This window comes from Marinobacter halotolerans (assembly GCF_008795985.1).
GTDB classification, from domain to species: domain Bacteria; phylum Pseudomonadota; class Gammaproteobacteria; order Pseudomonadales; family Oleiphilaceae; genus Marinobacter; species Marinobacter halotolerans.
The window spans coordinates 1545554-1561817 of sequence record NZ_VMHP01000001.1 but is presented as its reverse complement, the minus strand read 5'-3'; the positions used below and the strand labels follow the sequence as shown (position 1 = coordinate 1561817).

Here is a 16264-nt window from a genome sequence, read left to right as displayed (position 1 = left end):
TATGTTTAGGTGACAAGTAAAAACTGGATGGTAGCGGCGGCGATTGGGTGGTCAGGGGATTCCTGAAAAGCGATCACGCGAACATTGGCAAACCGCCGGCTAATTGAGGAAATCGAAGCACTTGCAAATGTATTCCTGGTGAGAGGGGAACCAAGGTACTCGAGACTGCAGCTCAGCATTTTCGGGGGCATAGTGGCAGACGTCTCTCGCATAAGTACCAGTTTTGCGGTGGCGTGTAGGAGAGATGCAACAGCACCGCCGTGAATGGCCGGAACATAGGGATTACCAATTAGATGTTCGCGAAAAGTCATACAGCCGTCGGATCTTTCACTATCGTCATCTGGCCGGATGCCCATCATTTGTTCGTAGGGATTGTCGGAAATTGAATTATCGATCCTTGAGGCTGATTTGGCGTCATTGCGAAAGCGGGTATCTCCCTCGCCAAATCTGTGGGGCTCTGCCTCGCCCTGAAATATAGCAAAGGTTCCCGTTGCAACCGCAATCGGACTATCCTCATCACTGTCGTGTACCTTTGCATGGGTTACGCCAACATTCCGGCTGACCTTTAAGGATTTTGCCTGGCAACTTACCCCTTCGCCCGGCCGACAGCGCCTCAGAAAATCGATTCGCAAGTCCAGCGTGGCGGTTCTCCGGAGTTCTTTTCGCTGCGTCAGTAATACAGAGCCGGCGGAGGCGTCTATCAGTGAGATGATGCCGCCCTCGTGCAATATCTCGGATGCCCGCGAGTCTGTAAGGTAATCTGCAAAAGGCATATCTACGGAAAGATGGCCGTCCAGGCATTCAGTCACCTGAAGTCCCAGCGCACTCTGGTGTGGCACACAGTCGACGAAAAAATCCTGGAGGTCTCGAATAGGCCAGCGCAATAGTGGGCTCACAATCTAATCCTCCAGTATTCCAACAATACTGATTGCCGCAATACTGTTATACGGTACGCCGCCGAGGTTGTGACTGAGCCCCATGCTCATATTTTTGAGTTGCCGCTCCCCCGCACGCCCCTGCAACTGGAGGTAATTTTCGTACACCATTCTCAGGCCGCTGGCACCCACGGGGTGGCCGAAACATTTGAGGCCCCCATCGACCTGGCAGGGTACCTCGCCGTCCGCGTCGAATTTGCCTTCGAGCACATCACGCCAGGCCTGACCGTCTTCGGAAAGACCCAGGTCCTCCATGGTGACCAGCTCCGTAATGGAGAAGCAGTCGTGCACTTCCGTCATGCTTAGTTGGGAAACAGGATCATTGATACCCGCTTCTTTGTAGGCCGCCTTTGCAGCAAGCCGGGTGTTCTTCACGTAGCTACCATCCCAGCCACCGGTTGACGATTCCCAGCCGCTGCTGGCGGAAAGCTGCAGTGCCTTGATCGTCACCAGATCGTGTTTACCCAGGCTGCGGGCAATTTCGGGTGTGGTAATGATGGCGCAGGCTGCTCCGTCACTGACGCCACAGCAGTCAAAGACTCCTAATGGATCGGCAACGATCGGGGCGCCGACAATGGTTTCCAGATCAATGGCTTTTTGCAGGTGGGCCTTGTGGTTTTTGGCTCCGTTCTGGTGGCTTTTCCAGGAAACACGGCCGATGGCCTGCTTCAGGTCTTCTTTGCTGACACCGTATTTCTTACGATAGCCGGAGGCTAACTGTGCAAAGCCGGCCGGGGCAGAAGAATAGGGCATCCACAAATCATTGAGCGTGCCCTTAGTCGGGACAGGCAGTCCACCGAACCCTGTGTCTTTGAGCTTTTCGACCCCAACGGCAATAGCGATGTCTACAGCGCCTGAGGCAACGCCATAAGCTGCACCCCTGAGGGCTTCGGTTCCGGTGGCACACATATTCTCAACCCGTGTAACGGGGATGCCGGTTAAGCGCAGGGATGTGGCCAAGGGAATGGCGGAGTTTCCGATATTGACTTGATCCAGGGCTGAACCCAGCCAGGCAGCTCCAATCTGTGAGCGTTCAACACCTGCATCCAGCATTGCCTCGTTGAAGGCCTCGTTAATCAGCCCATCAGTATCTGTATCCCAGCGCTCACCGAATCGTGAACACCCCATCCCGATAATCGCAACTTTGTCTTTAATACCTGAAGCCATTGTTTAACCCTTACTGAATATTCTGTCGCTAGCGTGTGTTAGTCGTTCGTGGGTGTCGCTTTCCAAAAATACCGGCGATAGTTCCGCAGGTTATCCTTGGCCTTGACCCTGAACACCATTCGCAATGGCATACCGACGTCCAGCTCCTGTTCACCAACATCCACGATCTCCATCAGGACCCTTGCCCCGGATGTAAACTGTACAAGGCCAACGTAGAGTGGGGGCGCTGGGCAATACTGCAGCCAGTCAGCACTGTAAGTAGCGATTTCGGCGTTATCGTTGGCAAGCTGAAACGGCTTCTGGGTGTCCGGAGTGCCGCACTCTACACAGTTGGTTGTGCTTGGAAATTGCACTGCACCACAAGAGTCACACTTGCCGCCGGTAAAGCTGAGGATCTGGTCGGCGGCCCGGTATTGCTGCGGGAATGAAGCTTTGGTATCAACTTCTGCTCTGGGGCCCCAGTCGATATTGAGCTCGCCGTCGAAGGAGAGCATTTTGAGGTAGGAGGTTTCCGGTATGCGGTCTTTAAGGGTTCCTGCCAGACCCCTCTCGGGTTTCCGACTGCCATTTTCCTTGCGGAATACTGCCACATCGCAGCCTGCGCCAAAAGCAGCAACAACAATGATGTCTCCCGGGCGGGCTCTTTCAAATGCTGCCGAGAGCTGTAACAAAGGATGCGCGGTTCCGGTATCTCCGACGTTTTCCTGAAAATCCGGCAGGAGGTTGGCGGGGTTAATGCCGAGTTTTTTGGCAACGATTTTGTCGCTGCCTTTGGGGGCACCTGACAGCCCGAAATAGGCCACCGCAGCCGTCTCGGTACCTGAACGTTCAAGCAATGCTTCTATCGTGGCAGGTACCAGTTTGACCACGCCCTCATCACGTATCCAGCGCTCTTCACCGTAGTAATCGTATGGTTGACCGCTCATCCGGTAATGATCCATAAACGGAGTCGCCAGGTGCTCTCCGCCGAGAAAGGACGCAATCAGGTCGCCTTGCCCGACAAGCATTGCGGCAGCACCAGAGCCATAGCGCATTTCAGCAGGGCTTGCCGGCTGTGCCCGGCGGCGGTCGCTGGCAATCACCAACTGATCTTGCTCTGATGTGTTTACGAGATCATTTATAAGGCTGTTAAGGCCCGCGCGCGTTGAGCCTCCAGCATCCAGGCAGCCAGTTCGTTGATTCAGATTCATAGCGGCTGCAATAATTCCGGAATTCTGAAGATCAGCAAAGGGCGCAGTGGTAGAGCAAAAAGTGACCTTGCCAATTTTATCCTGGTGGTTGCCGAGGCAATCACGTGCGGCTTCTACGCCCAGAGTGATGGCATCCTCGTCCCATGAGCAGATGGCTTTCTCGCCCTTTCCCCGAATGGACGGAAAGGCCCAGGAATGCGCTTTGGCAATTGCTGCGCGATCCAGCCGTAACCTGGGGATGAAGGCGCCAAAAGCCTTGATGCCAACCGTACTGGTATTGCTCATATCAGGTCTCCGTTGTATCCATCGCTGAGGGGAGGTCGTCTTGGCTCGCCCTTGGTGTTAAAAATAGTCTACAATATAGTATTGCAGTATACTAAATTGGTTAACTTTCGTTGGCAATTCAGAAAGAAGGTTTTTTATGCCTATCCCACAGACGGATTCCCCGAGTATCATTCGCTCCATTTTATTTGTCCCTGCTGACAGCGACAGAAAACTGGTTAAATCCATTGATCTCGAGGCCGATGCAATCGCCTTTGATCTTGAGGATTCTGTCATGCCGGCAAACAAGCCCCTGGCCCGGAACAAGCTGGGCGAGTTCCTTAAGACTAACACCTGCAAGGCCGAGCACTGGGTGAGAGTGAATGATGTTCGTTCCGGTGAGTTGCTGAAGGACCTTGCCGCCGTTGTTCCGATGCAGCCGGTAGGCATTGTGCTGCCAAAGATATACGGGCCAGAGGACCTTGATCTGGTGAGTCACTGGTTGGAAATGGCGGAAGCCATGGCGGATGTAACCGTCGGCCAGACTAAAATCCTTGCGGTTGCCACGGAAACCCCAGAAGCGGTCTTACGTTTGTCAGAACTGGGGAACCGGCCCAGGCCACGACTGGCAGGCCTGATCTGGGGAGCAGAGGACCTGAGTAGTGCAATTGGTGCAGGTAATCCGCGCCATGAGGATGGGTCGTGGCGTTTTCTCTATCAGCAGGTGCGTGGCCAGATGCTGTTGGCAGCCCATATGCTGGATGTTCAGGCAATCGATACGGTGTACGTGGACTTTAAAGATCCGGAGGGTTGCCTGGCCAATGCCAGAGAGGCCCGCCATGACGGGTTCACCGGAAAGGTAGCGATTCATCCCGGACAGGTCGAAACAATCAATACCGCGTTTACGCCATCCGAGGACGAAATCGCGTTTGCCAACCGGGTTGTTGCGGCGTTTGAAGAAGGGCAGGGGGCAGTGTCTCTGGACGGTAAAATGCTCGACATTCCGCACTTGAAAGCGGCGCAGCGATTGCTGGCCAGTGTTGGACGAGGTTGAGTGCTTGCAGATAACTGAAAGGAGCCCGGAGGCTCCTAAAAATAACGCTCTTTGCGTTACACCGGGTCCCAGGTAAAGACTTCACCCGAACGATGCAGGGCATAGAAATCGCTTTCGAACATCGGGAACACCCGCTCCAGGATGGTTTCCGGTGTCCAGCCATCAGAGGTATGGGCGGTCCGGATTGGTCGTGGCTGGGAGAAGAGATAAATCTCGTTATTCCTGACGCCAAAAATTTGGCCGGATACATGGGCGGCCTGATCGCTTGCCAATGCTGCTACGAAAGGTGCAATTTTCTCCGGAATCAATTTCTTGAGGCCTTCCACACGCTTCTTCTGTTCCGGGGTTTCATCCGGAATTGAGCTGACCATACGGGTCCAGGCAAAAGGAGCAATCGCGTTGGAGCGTACGCCAAACTTCTGCATATCCAGGGCAATGGCTTTGGACATCCCCACGATACCCATTTTGGCGGCACAGTAGTTCACCTGGCCGAAGTTCCCGATCAAGCCGGATGTTGAGGCCATGTGGATGAAGCAACCGGACGCCTGTGCCTTGAAATGCGGCGCTGCAGCTCGACTGACGTTGAAGCTGCCTTTGAGGTGGACGGTAATCACTGCGTCGAATTCTTCTTCCGACATCTTGTGGAAGATCACGTCCTTTAGATTACCTGCGTTATTAACAACGATATCGATCTGGCCAAATTTGTCGACAGCGGTTTGCACCATTTGCTGAGCCTGACTCCATTCTGCGACGGAATTCTTGTCCGCAACAGCCTCGCCACCGGCATTCTGGATTTCGGTAACCACGGCATCGGCTGGCGATTCGTTGGTAGGGTCACCATCAAGGGCAACGCCGAGATCGTTCACCACGACTTTGGCACCTGCGGCGGCAAGTTCCACGGCTATGCTACGGCCAATGCCGCGTCCGGCACCGGTGACTAACGCTACTTTTCCAGCCAGTACACCCTCTGATCGGTTACTCATATTCCCTCCTTACTTGGCTTGGGGATGATTAGTGGTAGATTGTGGGGGCGCTACAGTCCCCTGATAATGGCCTGCCACTCCTCGAACAGTTCATCTCTTCTTGATGGAGCGGCAATGGAAATCAATGCTTCGGCGCGTTTATGTATGGATAGCCCGCGCAGGCTGGCGACTCCGTATTCGGTAATAACGTAGTCGGCGTCGTGTCTGGGCAGGGCGGTGCAGCACTTGCTGGAGAGCGCGGGCACGATGCGGGTGTATTTCTGGTTGTCTGTCATAGAGGGCAGGACGATGATTGAGCGTCCTCCTTGAGACAGGCGCGCACCACCGACAAAACTGGGGAGACCGCCCACACCGGCAAGTTGGCGGCCCTTTACAGAATCGGAGTTCACCTGCCCGAAAAGATCGACTTCCACGGCGGAATTTATGGCACAGAAGCCAGGAATTTCTGCAATCCTCTGGAGGCTATGGCTTTCGCTGACCGGCTGGAAATAGAAAGTGGGATCTTCGCCAAGTCGCTTGTAAAACTCCAAATCACCCAGGGCAACGCCAGCCCGCACAGCTCCCCATCCTTTTATGCTGCCGCTATCTATCAAATGGGTGACACTGGGCAAGACCATTCCCGAATAGACCTTCAGGTCTCGATGGGAGGTGAGGCCCTCCACAATGGCAGAGGGAAGTTTGCCGATTCCCAGTTCCAGTGTGTCGCCATCGTTAACCAGGTTCACTACATGGCCGGCGATATCGTGCTGGAGCGATTCAGGAACTGCTTTGCTGTAGGTGACCAGATCGGATGGTTCCTCACAGCAGACATCCGCATCACGAAAGCGGATACGGAATGAGCCCTGTGTTCTGGGCAAGGCAGGGTTGATGTGAAGCACCTTGATCTTGGCTTTGCCCCAGACAGCAGGTATGAAGTCCTGCGAGAGCCCCAGTGAGCAGAACCCTTGGGCGTCCGGAGCCGTTACCTGGGCAATGGCCACATCAATCTCGACGTTTTGTTGGAGGTCACGAAAAATGCCGGGATAGTCCAGAGGCAGGATTTCTGCGCGGCCATCTGCCAGTCCTTTACGAAGACCGGGGAGCATAAAATAATTGCGCTGACAGGCCTCGGGATGGAGGCCCAAGTAATCTGACTGGTTTATCCCTGGGAACAAGGCGCCAACAAAGCGCACTCCTCGGCAAGCCTCCGGTGCTTCTTTAAGCGCTTTGTAAAAGGCCAAGCTTTCACCTGAAACACCGGGCACGTAGACCGTCATGCCTGGTCGCAGTCGTTGGACGACATTACTCAGAGTTTCTGACATTGGCATAACGAAATCCTTTTCAGGATGCAACAGGAAGCGATAAGTCGGCTGAGCCGGTAATCACTGTTTTATCGGTACCGTCAATGCTGGCTTCGAGTTTGAGAACAACAGCGGTGGCACTTTTTTCCACCATTTCAGCACGGCACAGAATTATGCTCTCCACTGGCATGATCGACACGAACCGTGAACTGAATCGTTTTAGGTTATCTTGCGGGAAAGCATCGGTTAGCAGGTTCCCAAGTAACGCCATTCCCAGCATGCCGTGGATAATCACATCGTCGAAACCCGATTTACGAGCGATGTCACGATCCAGATGGAGTGGATTACTGTCACCAGAGGCTTCGGCATACGCAACAAGCATGTCTCCGGTAATCGGGCCAAAAACACGCTCTGCGACCAAATCTCCTGGTTTTAGTGCTTCCAAACTTAAAGACATACCCGGTCTCCGTGTTCTTAGATTTGGCGAAGAATAAGGACCTGACGGGATCTTCCTACCAGGATTTGGGGCAAGAGCGCCCTGCGAATTTCAGACTCGACAACCAGAAACTCACGGGTACCATTCTTTTTGAAGTAGTGATCCGACACCCTTCGTGAAACCTCTAACCGGTCACCGGCAGTGATGGGCTCCAGATAGTCAAACTCTTGCTCTGCGTGCAGCACCCGCTTAAGGTCAATGCCGAGATTCTCGAGGATCTTGCGGGAGCTATCGCCCTTACCCTCGATAACCTTTTGATAAGTGGGGGGGGCTACCGGCGTCGTTGCTGATGAGGGTTGTCTCCCTATGGCGACCATGAAGCGATTCAAACTCTCTTCCGTGACGGTAAAGTCGTACGTTGGGTATTCATAGCCAACATAATTATCTTCAGTCATGCACGATCCTCCATGCTTAGCCTTTCTGTTCCCGGTATTTGAAAGGGCCACCACTCCACGCCGGAAACAGTCCAGCCAACACGCAGGCCACATCAACAAAATCGGGATCGGCCTTGCTGCTGGTTTCAACATAATCGGAGGCGATTTGCGATGCTTTATCCAGAGAGTTGTCACCGGATGTAGCCAATTGGACGGTCTCTGCGAGGATTGGCATCAAGGCGTGGGAATGTTGTGTCAGCAGTGGAGCTGCACCCAGCTTTCGAGCGATCAGAAGTGCAGCGTTCAGCGCTCGGCTATCTTTGGGCTGGCCCTTGCAAAAAATTTCCGCGCTTTGTCCGTCAGTCGTTTTCGGGGAGAGCCAGAGGCCAACCTCGCTGTCAGCTATCGGTGTTGAGCTTGCAGTGATTAGCCTGACCGGGATTCCTTTGTGGAGACTCTCGCCGTTGGCAATCAAAACCAGGTCATCATCGGTAAGTTCATCGACGTTGATAATGTCGAATCGAGCTTTTTCGAGCTGGCGAATCAGCTTCGATGTATCCGAATGGCCAATAATGGCAAGGCGTTCTGCCGGGCTTTCGACACCCGCAGTTTGTTTCTGTGCGCGCTGACGGTCGAGGAACAGCGTCCGCACCATGTTGGCGGCGACCCGATCCTTGATCAGCTTGACGAAAACATCCATCTCCCAGGATACGGCCTTGTCCATGGGCATTTTCAAGCCCTTGGTGACACAATCCATAATGGCGTCGTAGGCGGGGTAGTGTCTGTAAGTGTCAGGCTGGATATCGAGTCTTTCGTAAACAGAACGGTAGGGGTTTCCGTCGTTACCATCAAGGCTGATGTCTTCAGCACGGAAATCGTCGTTGTACCAGTTTGCCTTCGTTCGAACGGGCGACAGTGCCAGTTTCCGGGCTTCGTCGATCAAGCGGTTCGCTTCGACAACGGTGTCCACCAATCCGATTTCAAGTGCTTTCTTCGGGTTTACGGGCTGACCTGTCAGCAGCATATGGATGGCCGTGTCATTACCAACCAGCCGTGGCAGGCGTTGCGTCCCTCCCGCACCTGGCAGCAGCCCGAGCTTGATTTCGGGCAATCCCAGCACAGCCCGGTCGTCGTCTATAACTACGCGCTGGTGGCAGGCCAGTGCCAGCTCCAGACCCCCGCCCAACGCCAGACCGTTAAGTGCGGCGACAGTGGGCTTTTCAATCTGTTCAAGCCTTAAAAACAGGCGGCCAAGCCGACCGCAGAGATCATGGAGCTGTTCGTCCGAGTCGCCTGCTGCTCTTTCCGTAAAGACCTTGATCATGCTCAGATCAGCGCCGGCAAGGAAAGTACTTTTGGCGGACGTAATCACCAGGGCTCTGATATCCGGATTCTGTTCAACCTCTATCATCAGGTTTTCCAGTGAGTCCATCATATCGGCAGAAAACACATTCATGGAGCGGCCTGGCATGTCGATGGCAGCAACCATAACGCCTTCGGATTTCAGTTCTGCTTTGAGGTTCGGGTCGGTAAACATGGCTCGGCTTTTTTAGGTTCCGTGGGAGGAAAGGCTGCACCGATCATAGTGCAGCCTTTGGACTGTTTTGAGAGTTACACGTACTTCTTGAAGTCAGGTTTGCGCTTTTCGTTGAATGCGCGAACTCCTTCCTTGGACTCCTCGCTCATGTAGTAGTGCTTAACCGATTGCACACCCATAAAGCTTATGCCGCGGATGTTTTCGCTGTCGGCGTTAAAGGAGCGCTTACAGATTGAAATAGCAGAGGGGCTCATCTGATTTATATCGGCAGCCCATTCTTCAACTTCCTCTGCGAGCTTCTCATGGGGGACAACCTTGTTCACCAGCCCCATATCGCAGGCTTCCTGCGCGCTGTATTTTTTGCAGCGGAACCAGATCTCGCGGGCCTTCTTTTCACCAACGTGGCGGGCAAGCAATGCGGTGCCCCAGCCGGGATCGGCCGAGCCGACTTTAGGGCCGACCTGGCCGAAAACCGCCTTTTCAGAAGCGATGGTCAGGTCGCAGAGAGTGGCGAATACGTTGCCGCCACCGATTGCGAAACCCTGAACCTGGGCAATGGATACCTTACGCAGATCGCGAATGGCGGTTTGAAGCTCCTCAATTGGCAGGCCCACGGTACCGCGAGGGCCGTAGAGACCATCTTTCGAGAGATGCGCTTTCTGGTCGCCGCCAGTACAGAATGCCTTGTCGCCAGCGCCCGCAAGCACAACGGTGTTGACCGACTTTTCCTCATTGGCGCGCTGAAACGCAACAATCAGCTCTTCCACGGTCTGTAAGCGAAAGGCGTTAAACACTTCCGGGCGGTTGATGGTAATACGAACGGCATTTTCACCAACTTCGTAAAGGATGTCTTTGAATTCGTCGCTCATGGTTATCTCCAATTAAAGTGGGAGTGGAATGGCATTAGCCATGCATTGTCAGGCCGCCGGACACGCTGATGGTCTGGCCGGTCATAAAGGAAGCATCGTCACTGGCGAAGAACGCCACAAGTCCGGGGTAATCTTCTGGCTCACCAATCCGGCCCAGGGGTACACCTCTCACCATCGCGTCGCGAATTTTCTGGCCTTCCTCGCCGGTGCCTACAAAGGCGTCCATGGCCGGCGTGTTGGTGGGGCCGGGGCACACGCAGTTCAGCAAAACGTTCTTGCGGGAAACTTCGCGGGAAAGTGCTTTGGCGAACGCTATGGTTGCGCCTTTACACCCGGAATAGACAACTTCACCAGATGAGCCGACGCGGCCGGCGTCGGAAGCAATAAAGACAATACGACCCCCGTTGCGTTCAACCATGCCGGGCGCGACGGCACGGGTCATGTGAAGTGGGCCGAGATAATTAATATCGACCACCTTGCGCCAGAAATCCGGTTCGGTTTTCAGGAATGGCATTGGGCGATCCCAGCCGGCATTGTTGACGAGCAACCAGGTGGGCCCGATACGGCCTTCAATAGCGGCAACTGCGGTGGTGACATTATCAAAGTCAGTGATGTCACACTTCTGGTGGTCAGCAGTACCGCCTGCTTTTTTGATTTCAGCAACGACGGCCTCAGACGCTCCCTCATCAATATCAAGAATACCGACGTGCATGCCTTCCTCAGCCAGGCGTAAGGCAATGGATTTTCCGATACCGCTGCCTGCTCCGGTTACCAGGGCTACTTTATCCTTCAATCCGCGCATGATGGGTCCTCTTTGGTTGTGTGGATATCAAGTAAGCATCACTAAAGTATGCATACATACTACATTTTGGTTGATCATAATGCAAGAAATAATGCCGGGGCTACGGGTGTCTTCTTCTGGGGATAAATGGACTCTGAATCTGTGTTAACGTATTGCTATATTGATAAAAGTTTTTTAGAAGATTTCTTAGCATCAAGGGCGGGCGGAAGTTTCAGTGTTAAAAAGATGGGCCTGAGTTTAGGGGACTTGTTGGTTTAAAGCATGCAGGTCTATTAACAACTCCAGTGATGCAAAAAGGCCGGGGAGAGGCCTACTGTGGAGACGGCAGGTAACTATTCTGACTTGGTTTCTGTCAGCTCCCCGGCAAAAGGGCTTACGCCCGACAACAACAGTAACGTCAAACGTTCAGGATCCCGTTGGCTGTCCCCTCCTTTTCTTCGCTTCCTTGATTACGTGTCGGCCAATAATATGTTTCATGATTTCGATTGAGCCACCTGCGATCTTCACGATGCGGGCATCGGCAAATGCTCGGGAAATAGGGTACTCCCACATGTACCCCCAGCCACCAAACAGCTGCAAGCACTCGTCTGCTACTCGACAATGCAGGTTAGACAACCACATTTTCGCCATGGCGGCATCGACCTGGTCCAGTTCGCCGTCAATGAATTTCTTGATGCACTCATCAGTGAAGACGCGTCCGATAACTGCATCTGTTTTCAGCTCGGCGATTTTGAATTGGGTGTTCTGGAAGTCGGCGATGGTCTTGCCGAACGCCGCACGGTCAGAGGTGTAATCCACAGTAATATCGATCAGGTGCTCCGCCACGGTGGCAGACCGGATAGCCTGTGCCAGTCTTTCCTGGGACAGCTTGGTCATCATGAGGTCGAAGCCCTTGCCTTCTTCGCCCAGCATGCAGTTGGCAGGTACTCTCAGGTCCTCGAAAAACAACTCGGACGTGTCCTGTGCTTTCATACCCAGCTTGTCCAGGTTTTGGCCCCTCTGGAAGCCGGGCAGGCTGGTATCAACGAGAAAAAGGGTAATGCCGTTGTTGCGGTCTGTCGCGTCGGTTTTAGTTGCTAGTACCAACACGTCACAGAGTTGGCCGTTGGAGATGAAGACCTTCTGCCCGTTTATGACATAATCATCACCATCCCGCACCGCTCTGGTGCGAATGTTCCGCAAGTCCGAACCGGCATGGGGTTCTGTCATGCCCAATGAACCGATAGCCTCACCGCTGACCATTTTCGGCAGCCATTGTTGTTTCTGTTCCTCGGTACCAAAAGACTTGATGTAGGTTGCCACCAAATCACAGTGTATTAGGAACCCTGGGCCTGTGAAGCCACTACGAGCCATCTCTTCAAAGACCACGACATCGAACAGGTAGTCTAATTCCAAGCCGCCATATTGCTCGGGAACGGTGCAGCAAAGCATGCCTGCTTCGCCGGCCTTCAACCAGAGATCACGAGGAACAACACCATCTGATTCCCACTGATAGTGGTAGGGAGCTATTTCCTTATCGATAAACTTCCGTACGGTATCTCGGAACATTTCATGTTCCTGGTTAAAAAGCGATCTCTTAAACATAGTGTCACCACATATTCAGTTGGTTTCAGTAAAGGCGTAATTCGTCAGTTGTCTTCGTTACAGATCATGAGGGCTTGTCGCTTGCACCGACAAACCACCTCGCCCTTTTGGTTAAACCCTTCGTGCATGAACGTAACAATGCCTGCGTTCTTCCTAGACTTGCTCTTTCGGGTGTCGACGACGGTTGTTACGGAATTGATTGTATCGCCGGTAAAAACCGGATTTGGAAAAGTGACATCACTGAAGCCAAGATTGGCGATGGTTGTTCCGAGTGTTGTATCCTGAACGCTGACACCGATGACGAGTCCAAGCGTAAATACGGAGTTAACCAGGGGCTTCCCGAACTCGGTATTCGCACAATAGTCAGCGTCGATATGAATTTGTGCCGGATTGTAGGTTGCTGCGCAAAACCAGCTGTTGTCCGATTCGGTAACAGTCTTCCTCACTTCATGCTTGAAGACGTCATCAACGTTCAGTTGTTCAAAATATCGACCCGCCATAGGAAGTCTCCGGTAGCCAATGAATCAAAGATATCTTGAAATCAGCTCTCGCATGATTTCAGAAGTGCCGCCATAAATACGCTGCACGCGCGCATCATTGAACAGGCGACCGATCTCGTACTCCTTCATGAATCCGTAACCACCGAAAAACTGCAGGCATTGATCAACAAGCTTGCCTTGCAGCTCGCTACACCAAAGCTTGGCAATTGAAGCGTTAGCAGGCGTAAGCTCACCAAGTTCATGTTGTTTTATGCACTGATCTACAAATGCCCAGCCCACAGCAAGGTCTGCTTTCAGGTCTGCCATTTTGTGGCTGTTGGCCTGAAATTTTATAATCGGTTTTCCAAATGCTGTACGTTCTTCCATATAGTGGCGCGTGATGTCGAATGCGTACTGTGCAGCGCCAATTGATGCTACCGCGATGGTTAGTCGTTCTTGCGGAAGTTCCGACATCAGTGCCCCGAACCCACTACCTTCGGAGCCGAGTAGATTTGATGCGGGAACTTCCACGTCGGAAAAGAAAAGTTCGGAGGTGTCGGCGGAATGATGGCCAATTTTGTCAAGGTTTCTTCCTCGTTCAAAACCTTCTCTTGTGCTCTCGACGAGAACTAGGCTGATTCCCGCCGCGCCGGGCTCTTCTCCGGTTCTGGCAACAACAATAACGAGATCTGCGTGCTGGCCATTGGAAATGAAGGTTTTGGAACCGTTGATAATGTAACTGTCACCCTGACGTTTTGCCCGAGTTTTTATAGCTTGAAGATCGCTGCCTGTGCCTGGTTCTGTCATGGCAATGGCGCAGACAGTTTCGCCAGAGACCATCCTGGGGAGCCATTTTTTCTTCTGTTCTTCAGAGCCGTAGCCCAGCAGATAGCCGGCGCACACATCACTATGGACTGAGAAATTATTCACTGGGCCGATAAAGCCTTCGCCAGTAAACTCTTCGACCACCATCGTGTTGTACTTAAAACTGCAGCCAGGACCTCCATACTCCTCGGGTATTTGTGGGCAAAGCAAGCCGGCAGCTCCAGCTTTTTCCCAGAGTTCACGGCTCACAATGCCCTGCGCTTCCCAGTCCTGGAAAAACGGTCTTACTTCTTTTTGAATGAATCCCTGCACGCTGCTCCGGAACATTGAATGTTCCTCGGTTTCTTCAGTAAATCTGCCCATGCTGCCGGCCTCTCGAAGGTATCGGGTATACAATCACCTGTAACAATCAATGAATTAATGATAATATGCAGAGGTATAATATGCAACCATACAGAAATAGATAAGTCAGTCGACAACGATGAAGCGTGGCGAATGCGCTCCAAAGCTTAGGCTCCTTCAGGGGTGGTGGCAATGGGTGCGAGAGTATGGGGTTGGTTCGGAAAAAGCCATTGAAAGAGGGCGTTTAGAGAAACTGGTTCTGTTATAATAATGTCTCTTTGGATATCATATTGAAAAATACCTTGCTGCTGCCTCGTGGTTACCTCGTTCATGCGGAGGCGTGGGTAGGGGAGGAGGGAGCTAATAATGCGTGGAGCAATAGATGAATGAGATTTCGGAAGCAAATCTGGAGCTGGCTGCAGCGAACGCAAAACCGGGCAAGAAGAGCAGCCGGAAAACGAACGTGAAGGATGATCGAAATTGGGAATACCATTTGGGTTTTCTGATGCACGATGTCTCACGTTTGCGTCGGACCGTGTTTGATAACTTCATGCGGCCACTGGGCGTCACTCGTTCTCAGTGGTGGGTGTTAGCGTATCTCTCACGTCATGATGGAATGGTTCAGAGTGATCTGGCTAACCTGCTTGAGTTGGGTAAGGCGGCTTTGGGTGGTCTTGTAGATCGACTCGAGGCTTCAGAGCTAATTGTAAGGCGGCCCGATGTCGAGGATCGTCGAGTAAAGCGCGTCTTCCTGACCAGTAAAGGCAAGCAAGTCATCAAGGAAATGGCAGCCATGAGCCATGACATGAGTGAGCGTATTCTTGAAGGGCTTGATCACGATCAGAGAATGCATTTGTGCGAGATGCTGGAAACGGTTAAAAGCAACCTGGTTTCAATTAAGTCTCAAGAAGAGGGATAGATGTGATTTTGGGGCCAGTCGTTCTCAGCGCACACGGATTATCAACGGAGCGCTGTTGCCATTAGCCAGGTGGTGATTGGCCTGCGGTCATATAGTCTACGCCAATCCGAGCGAGCAACTGTCTGGACTTACCCCGATACGCATGACACACCCAGCCTCAAATTGAGGCCATTTCAAAGGCCTCGGGGCTGAGTAGATTCTGTGAGCAACAAGGTTCAAGAAGTGCATTTCATGCAATCTGGCACGCTGCGATTCTTCGGTTGAAACGCTGCTTCCACCTTGCTCTCTAGTGCTTCAATTTTTGCGGTGTCATATTCAGTGATCTGGCGACCGGTTGAAAGCTCCAGCGCTAATAGTGCAGCGCCATAGGCTCCCATAATTTGCGGGTCGTGGGGCACCTGCATTTCTTGCTTTAATGCCTTCTCCAAAAAATGCACTGCTGCAGGGTTTTTGGCCACACCGCCGGTCATGATAATGGTATTGCGCTTGCCCACTTGCGCGACCAGACCTAGAGCCCGTTGGGCGATTGCGCTGTGCACTGACGCGGCCACATCGGCGGGACTTTCACCTCCTGCCAGCAGTGAAATAATCTCGGTTTCTGCAAAAGTTGCACACATGCTACTCACTTCCAGGTCTTTGCGACCCTGCATTGCAAGCGTTCCCACTTCGGCAATATCGCACTCCAGTGCCCGAGCCAGAACCTCATAGAAACGACCGGTGCCACTGGCACAGCGGTCGTTCATGGCGAAGTTGTCCACTAAGCCTTGCTTATCGAGGGCGATGACCTTGCTGTCCTGGCCGCCTATATCGATCACTAGTTCTGCTTTGGGGAATAGGGCTGCCACGCCTCTAGCGTGGCAGGTGATTTCGGTAAAGGTGCGGCCGACTCCTTTTACCAGTCGACGACCATAACCCGTGCCAATAATATAGCTGAGTTCTTCTTGGCCGATGCCTGCGCTTTCGAGGGCACTTTCCACAGCCTGTTCCATACCTCGCTGGCTCACAGCGCCCATTTGTACAATGCAGGCGCTAAGGACTTTAGCGTTGTCGTCCAGTATCACTGTCTTGGCGGTAGTAGAGCCCAGGTCGACACCCATAAAATACGCGGTACTAGTACTCATAATGGAATCCTTTTTTCTGCAGCGGGTCTCAGGGGCGCTCAAAAGC

The 16264-nt window shown here is 52.9% G+C and carries 16 protein-coding genes; 2 read left to right on the top strand and 14 right to left on the bottom strand.

The features are described 5' to 3' along the window. Positions 1 to 5: 5 nt before the first annotated feature. From FPL19_RS07305 to FPL19_RS07295, 3 genes are read right to left on the bottom strand one after another with little or no spacing between them, the layout of a single operon-like run. Positions 6 to 896 (bottom strand): PaaI family thioesterase, encoded by an 891-nt coding sequence (locus FPL19_RS07305; RefSeq protein ID WP_191965235.1) that lies wholly within the window; start codon positions 894 to 896, stop codon positions 6 to 8. Positions 897 to 899: 3 nt separating this feature from the next. Beyond that, entirely contained in the window at positions 900 to 2102 is a 1203-nt protein-coding gene (locus FPL19_RS07300) for an acetyl-CoA acetyltransferase (RefSeq protein ID WP_150911794.1), read from the bottom strand. A gap of 38 nt (positions 2103 to 2140) precedes the next feature. Beyond that, on the bottom strand, positions 2141 to 3577 hold the full coding sequence (locus FPL19_RS07295; protein ID WP_150911793.1) for a 3-oxoacyl-[acyl-carrier-protein] synthase III C-terminal domain-containing protein: 1437 nt from the start codon (positions 3575 to 3577) through the stop codon (positions 2141 to 2143). 136 nt (positions 3578 to 3713) lie between these two features. Here FPL19_RS07295 and FPL19_RS07290 point away from each other — a divergent pair, with 136 nt between their 5' ends. Beyond that, a complete protein-coding gene (locus FPL19_RS07290; RefSeq protein WP_150911792.1) occupies positions 3714 to 4607 on the top strand; it encodes an HpcH/HpaI aldolase/citrate lyase family protein in 894 nt (297 codons plus the stop codon). Positions 4608 to 4663: 56 nt separating this feature from the next. Here FPL19_RS07290 and FPL19_RS07285 read toward each other — a convergent pair whose 3' ends face one another. The 10 genes from FPL19_RS07285 to FPL19_RS07240 form a co-directional block, all read right to left on the bottom strand. After that, the gene (locus tag FPL19_RS07285; RefSeq protein WP_150911791.1) at positions 4664 to 5590 is read right to left on the bottom strand and encodes an SDR family NAD(P)-dependent oxidoreductase; all 927 of its coding nucleotides are present in this window, start codon (positions 5588 to 5590) and stop codon (positions 4664 to 4666) included. A gap of 50 nt (positions 5591 to 5640) precedes the next feature. Beyond that, positions 5641 to 6891 carry an acetyl-CoA hydrolase/transferase family protein gene (locus FPL19_RS07280; protein WP_225314326.1) on the bottom strand — a complete coding sequence of 417 codons (1251 nt, stop codon included), beginning with the start codon at positions 6889 to 6891 and terminating at the stop codon, positions 5641 to 5643. 19 nt (positions 6892 to 6910) lie between these two features. After that, a complete protein-coding gene (locus tag FPL19_RS07275; RefSeq protein WP_150911789.1) occupies positions 6911 to 7327 on the bottom strand; it encodes a MaoC/PaaZ C-terminal domain-containing protein in 417 nt (138 codons plus the stop codon). Positions 7328 to 7344: 17 nt separating this feature from the next. Beyond that, positions 7345 to 7761: an FAS1-like dehydratase domain-containing protein gene (locus FPL19_RS07270; protein ID WP_191965234.1), complete on the bottom strand. Its 417-nt coding sequence runs from the start codon at positions 7759 to 7761 to the stop codon at positions 7345 to 7347. 16 nt (positions 7762 to 7777) lie between these two features. Further along, positions 7778 to 9277 carry an enoyl-CoA hydratase-related protein gene (locus FPL19_RS07265; protein ID WP_150911787.1) on the bottom strand — a complete coding sequence of 500 codons (1500 nt, stop codon included), beginning with the start codon at positions 9275 to 9277 and terminating at the stop codon, positions 7778 to 7780. Positions 9278 to 9351: 74 nt separating this feature from the next. Further along, on the bottom strand, positions 9352 to 10146 hold the full coding sequence (locus FPL19_RS07260; protein WP_150911786.1) for an enoyl-CoA hydratase-related protein: 795 nt from the start codon (positions 10144 to 10146) through the stop codon (positions 9352 to 9354). 34 nt (positions 10147 to 10180) lie between these two features. Further along, a complete protein-coding gene (locus tag FPL19_RS07255) occupies positions 10181 to 10948 on the bottom strand; it encodes an SDR family NAD(P)-dependent oxidoreductase (RefSeq protein ID WP_150911785.1) in 768 nt (255 codons plus the stop codon). Between the two features lie 405 nt (positions 10949 to 11353). Continuing rightward, on the bottom strand, positions 11354 to 12532 hold the full coding sequence (locus FPL19_RS07250; RefSeq protein ID WP_150911784.1) for an acyl-CoA dehydrogenase family protein: 1179 nt from the start codon (positions 12530 to 12532) through the stop codon (positions 11354 to 11356). Between the two features lie 44 nt (positions 12533 to 12576). After that, positions 12577 to 13032: a MaoC family dehydratase gene (locus tag FPL19_RS07245; protein ID WP_150911783.1), complete on the bottom strand. Its 456-nt coding sequence runs from the start codon at positions 13030 to 13032 to the stop codon at positions 12577 to 12579. A 24-nt stretch (positions 13033 to 13056) separates the two neighbouring features. After that, positions 13057 to 14199: an acyl-CoA dehydrogenase family protein gene (locus tag FPL19_RS07240; protein WP_150911782.1), complete on the bottom strand. Its 1143-nt coding sequence runs from the start codon at positions 14197 to 14199 to the stop codon at positions 13057 to 13059. A 361-nt stretch (positions 14200 to 14560) separates the two neighbouring features. On the opposite strand from FPL19_RS07240, the gene FPL19_RS07235 reads away from it, so the two are divergent. Further along, the gene (locus FPL19_RS07235) at positions 14561 to 15097 is read left to right on the top strand and encodes a MarR family winged helix-turn-helix transcriptional regulator (RefSeq protein ID WP_150911781.1); all 537 of its coding nucleotides are present in this window, start codon (positions 14561 to 14563) and stop codon (positions 15095 to 15097) included. A 215-nt stretch (positions 15098 to 15312) separates the two neighbouring features. Here the strand turns inward: FPL19_RS07235 and FPL19_RS07230 are convergent, their stop codons facing one another. Next, on the bottom strand, positions 15313 to 16218 hold the full coding sequence (locus tag FPL19_RS07230) for an acyl-CoA dehydratase activase (RefSeq protein WP_191965233.1): 906 nt from the start codon (positions 16216 to 16218) through the stop codon (positions 15313 to 15315). Positions 16219 to 16264: the final 46 nt, after the last annotated feature.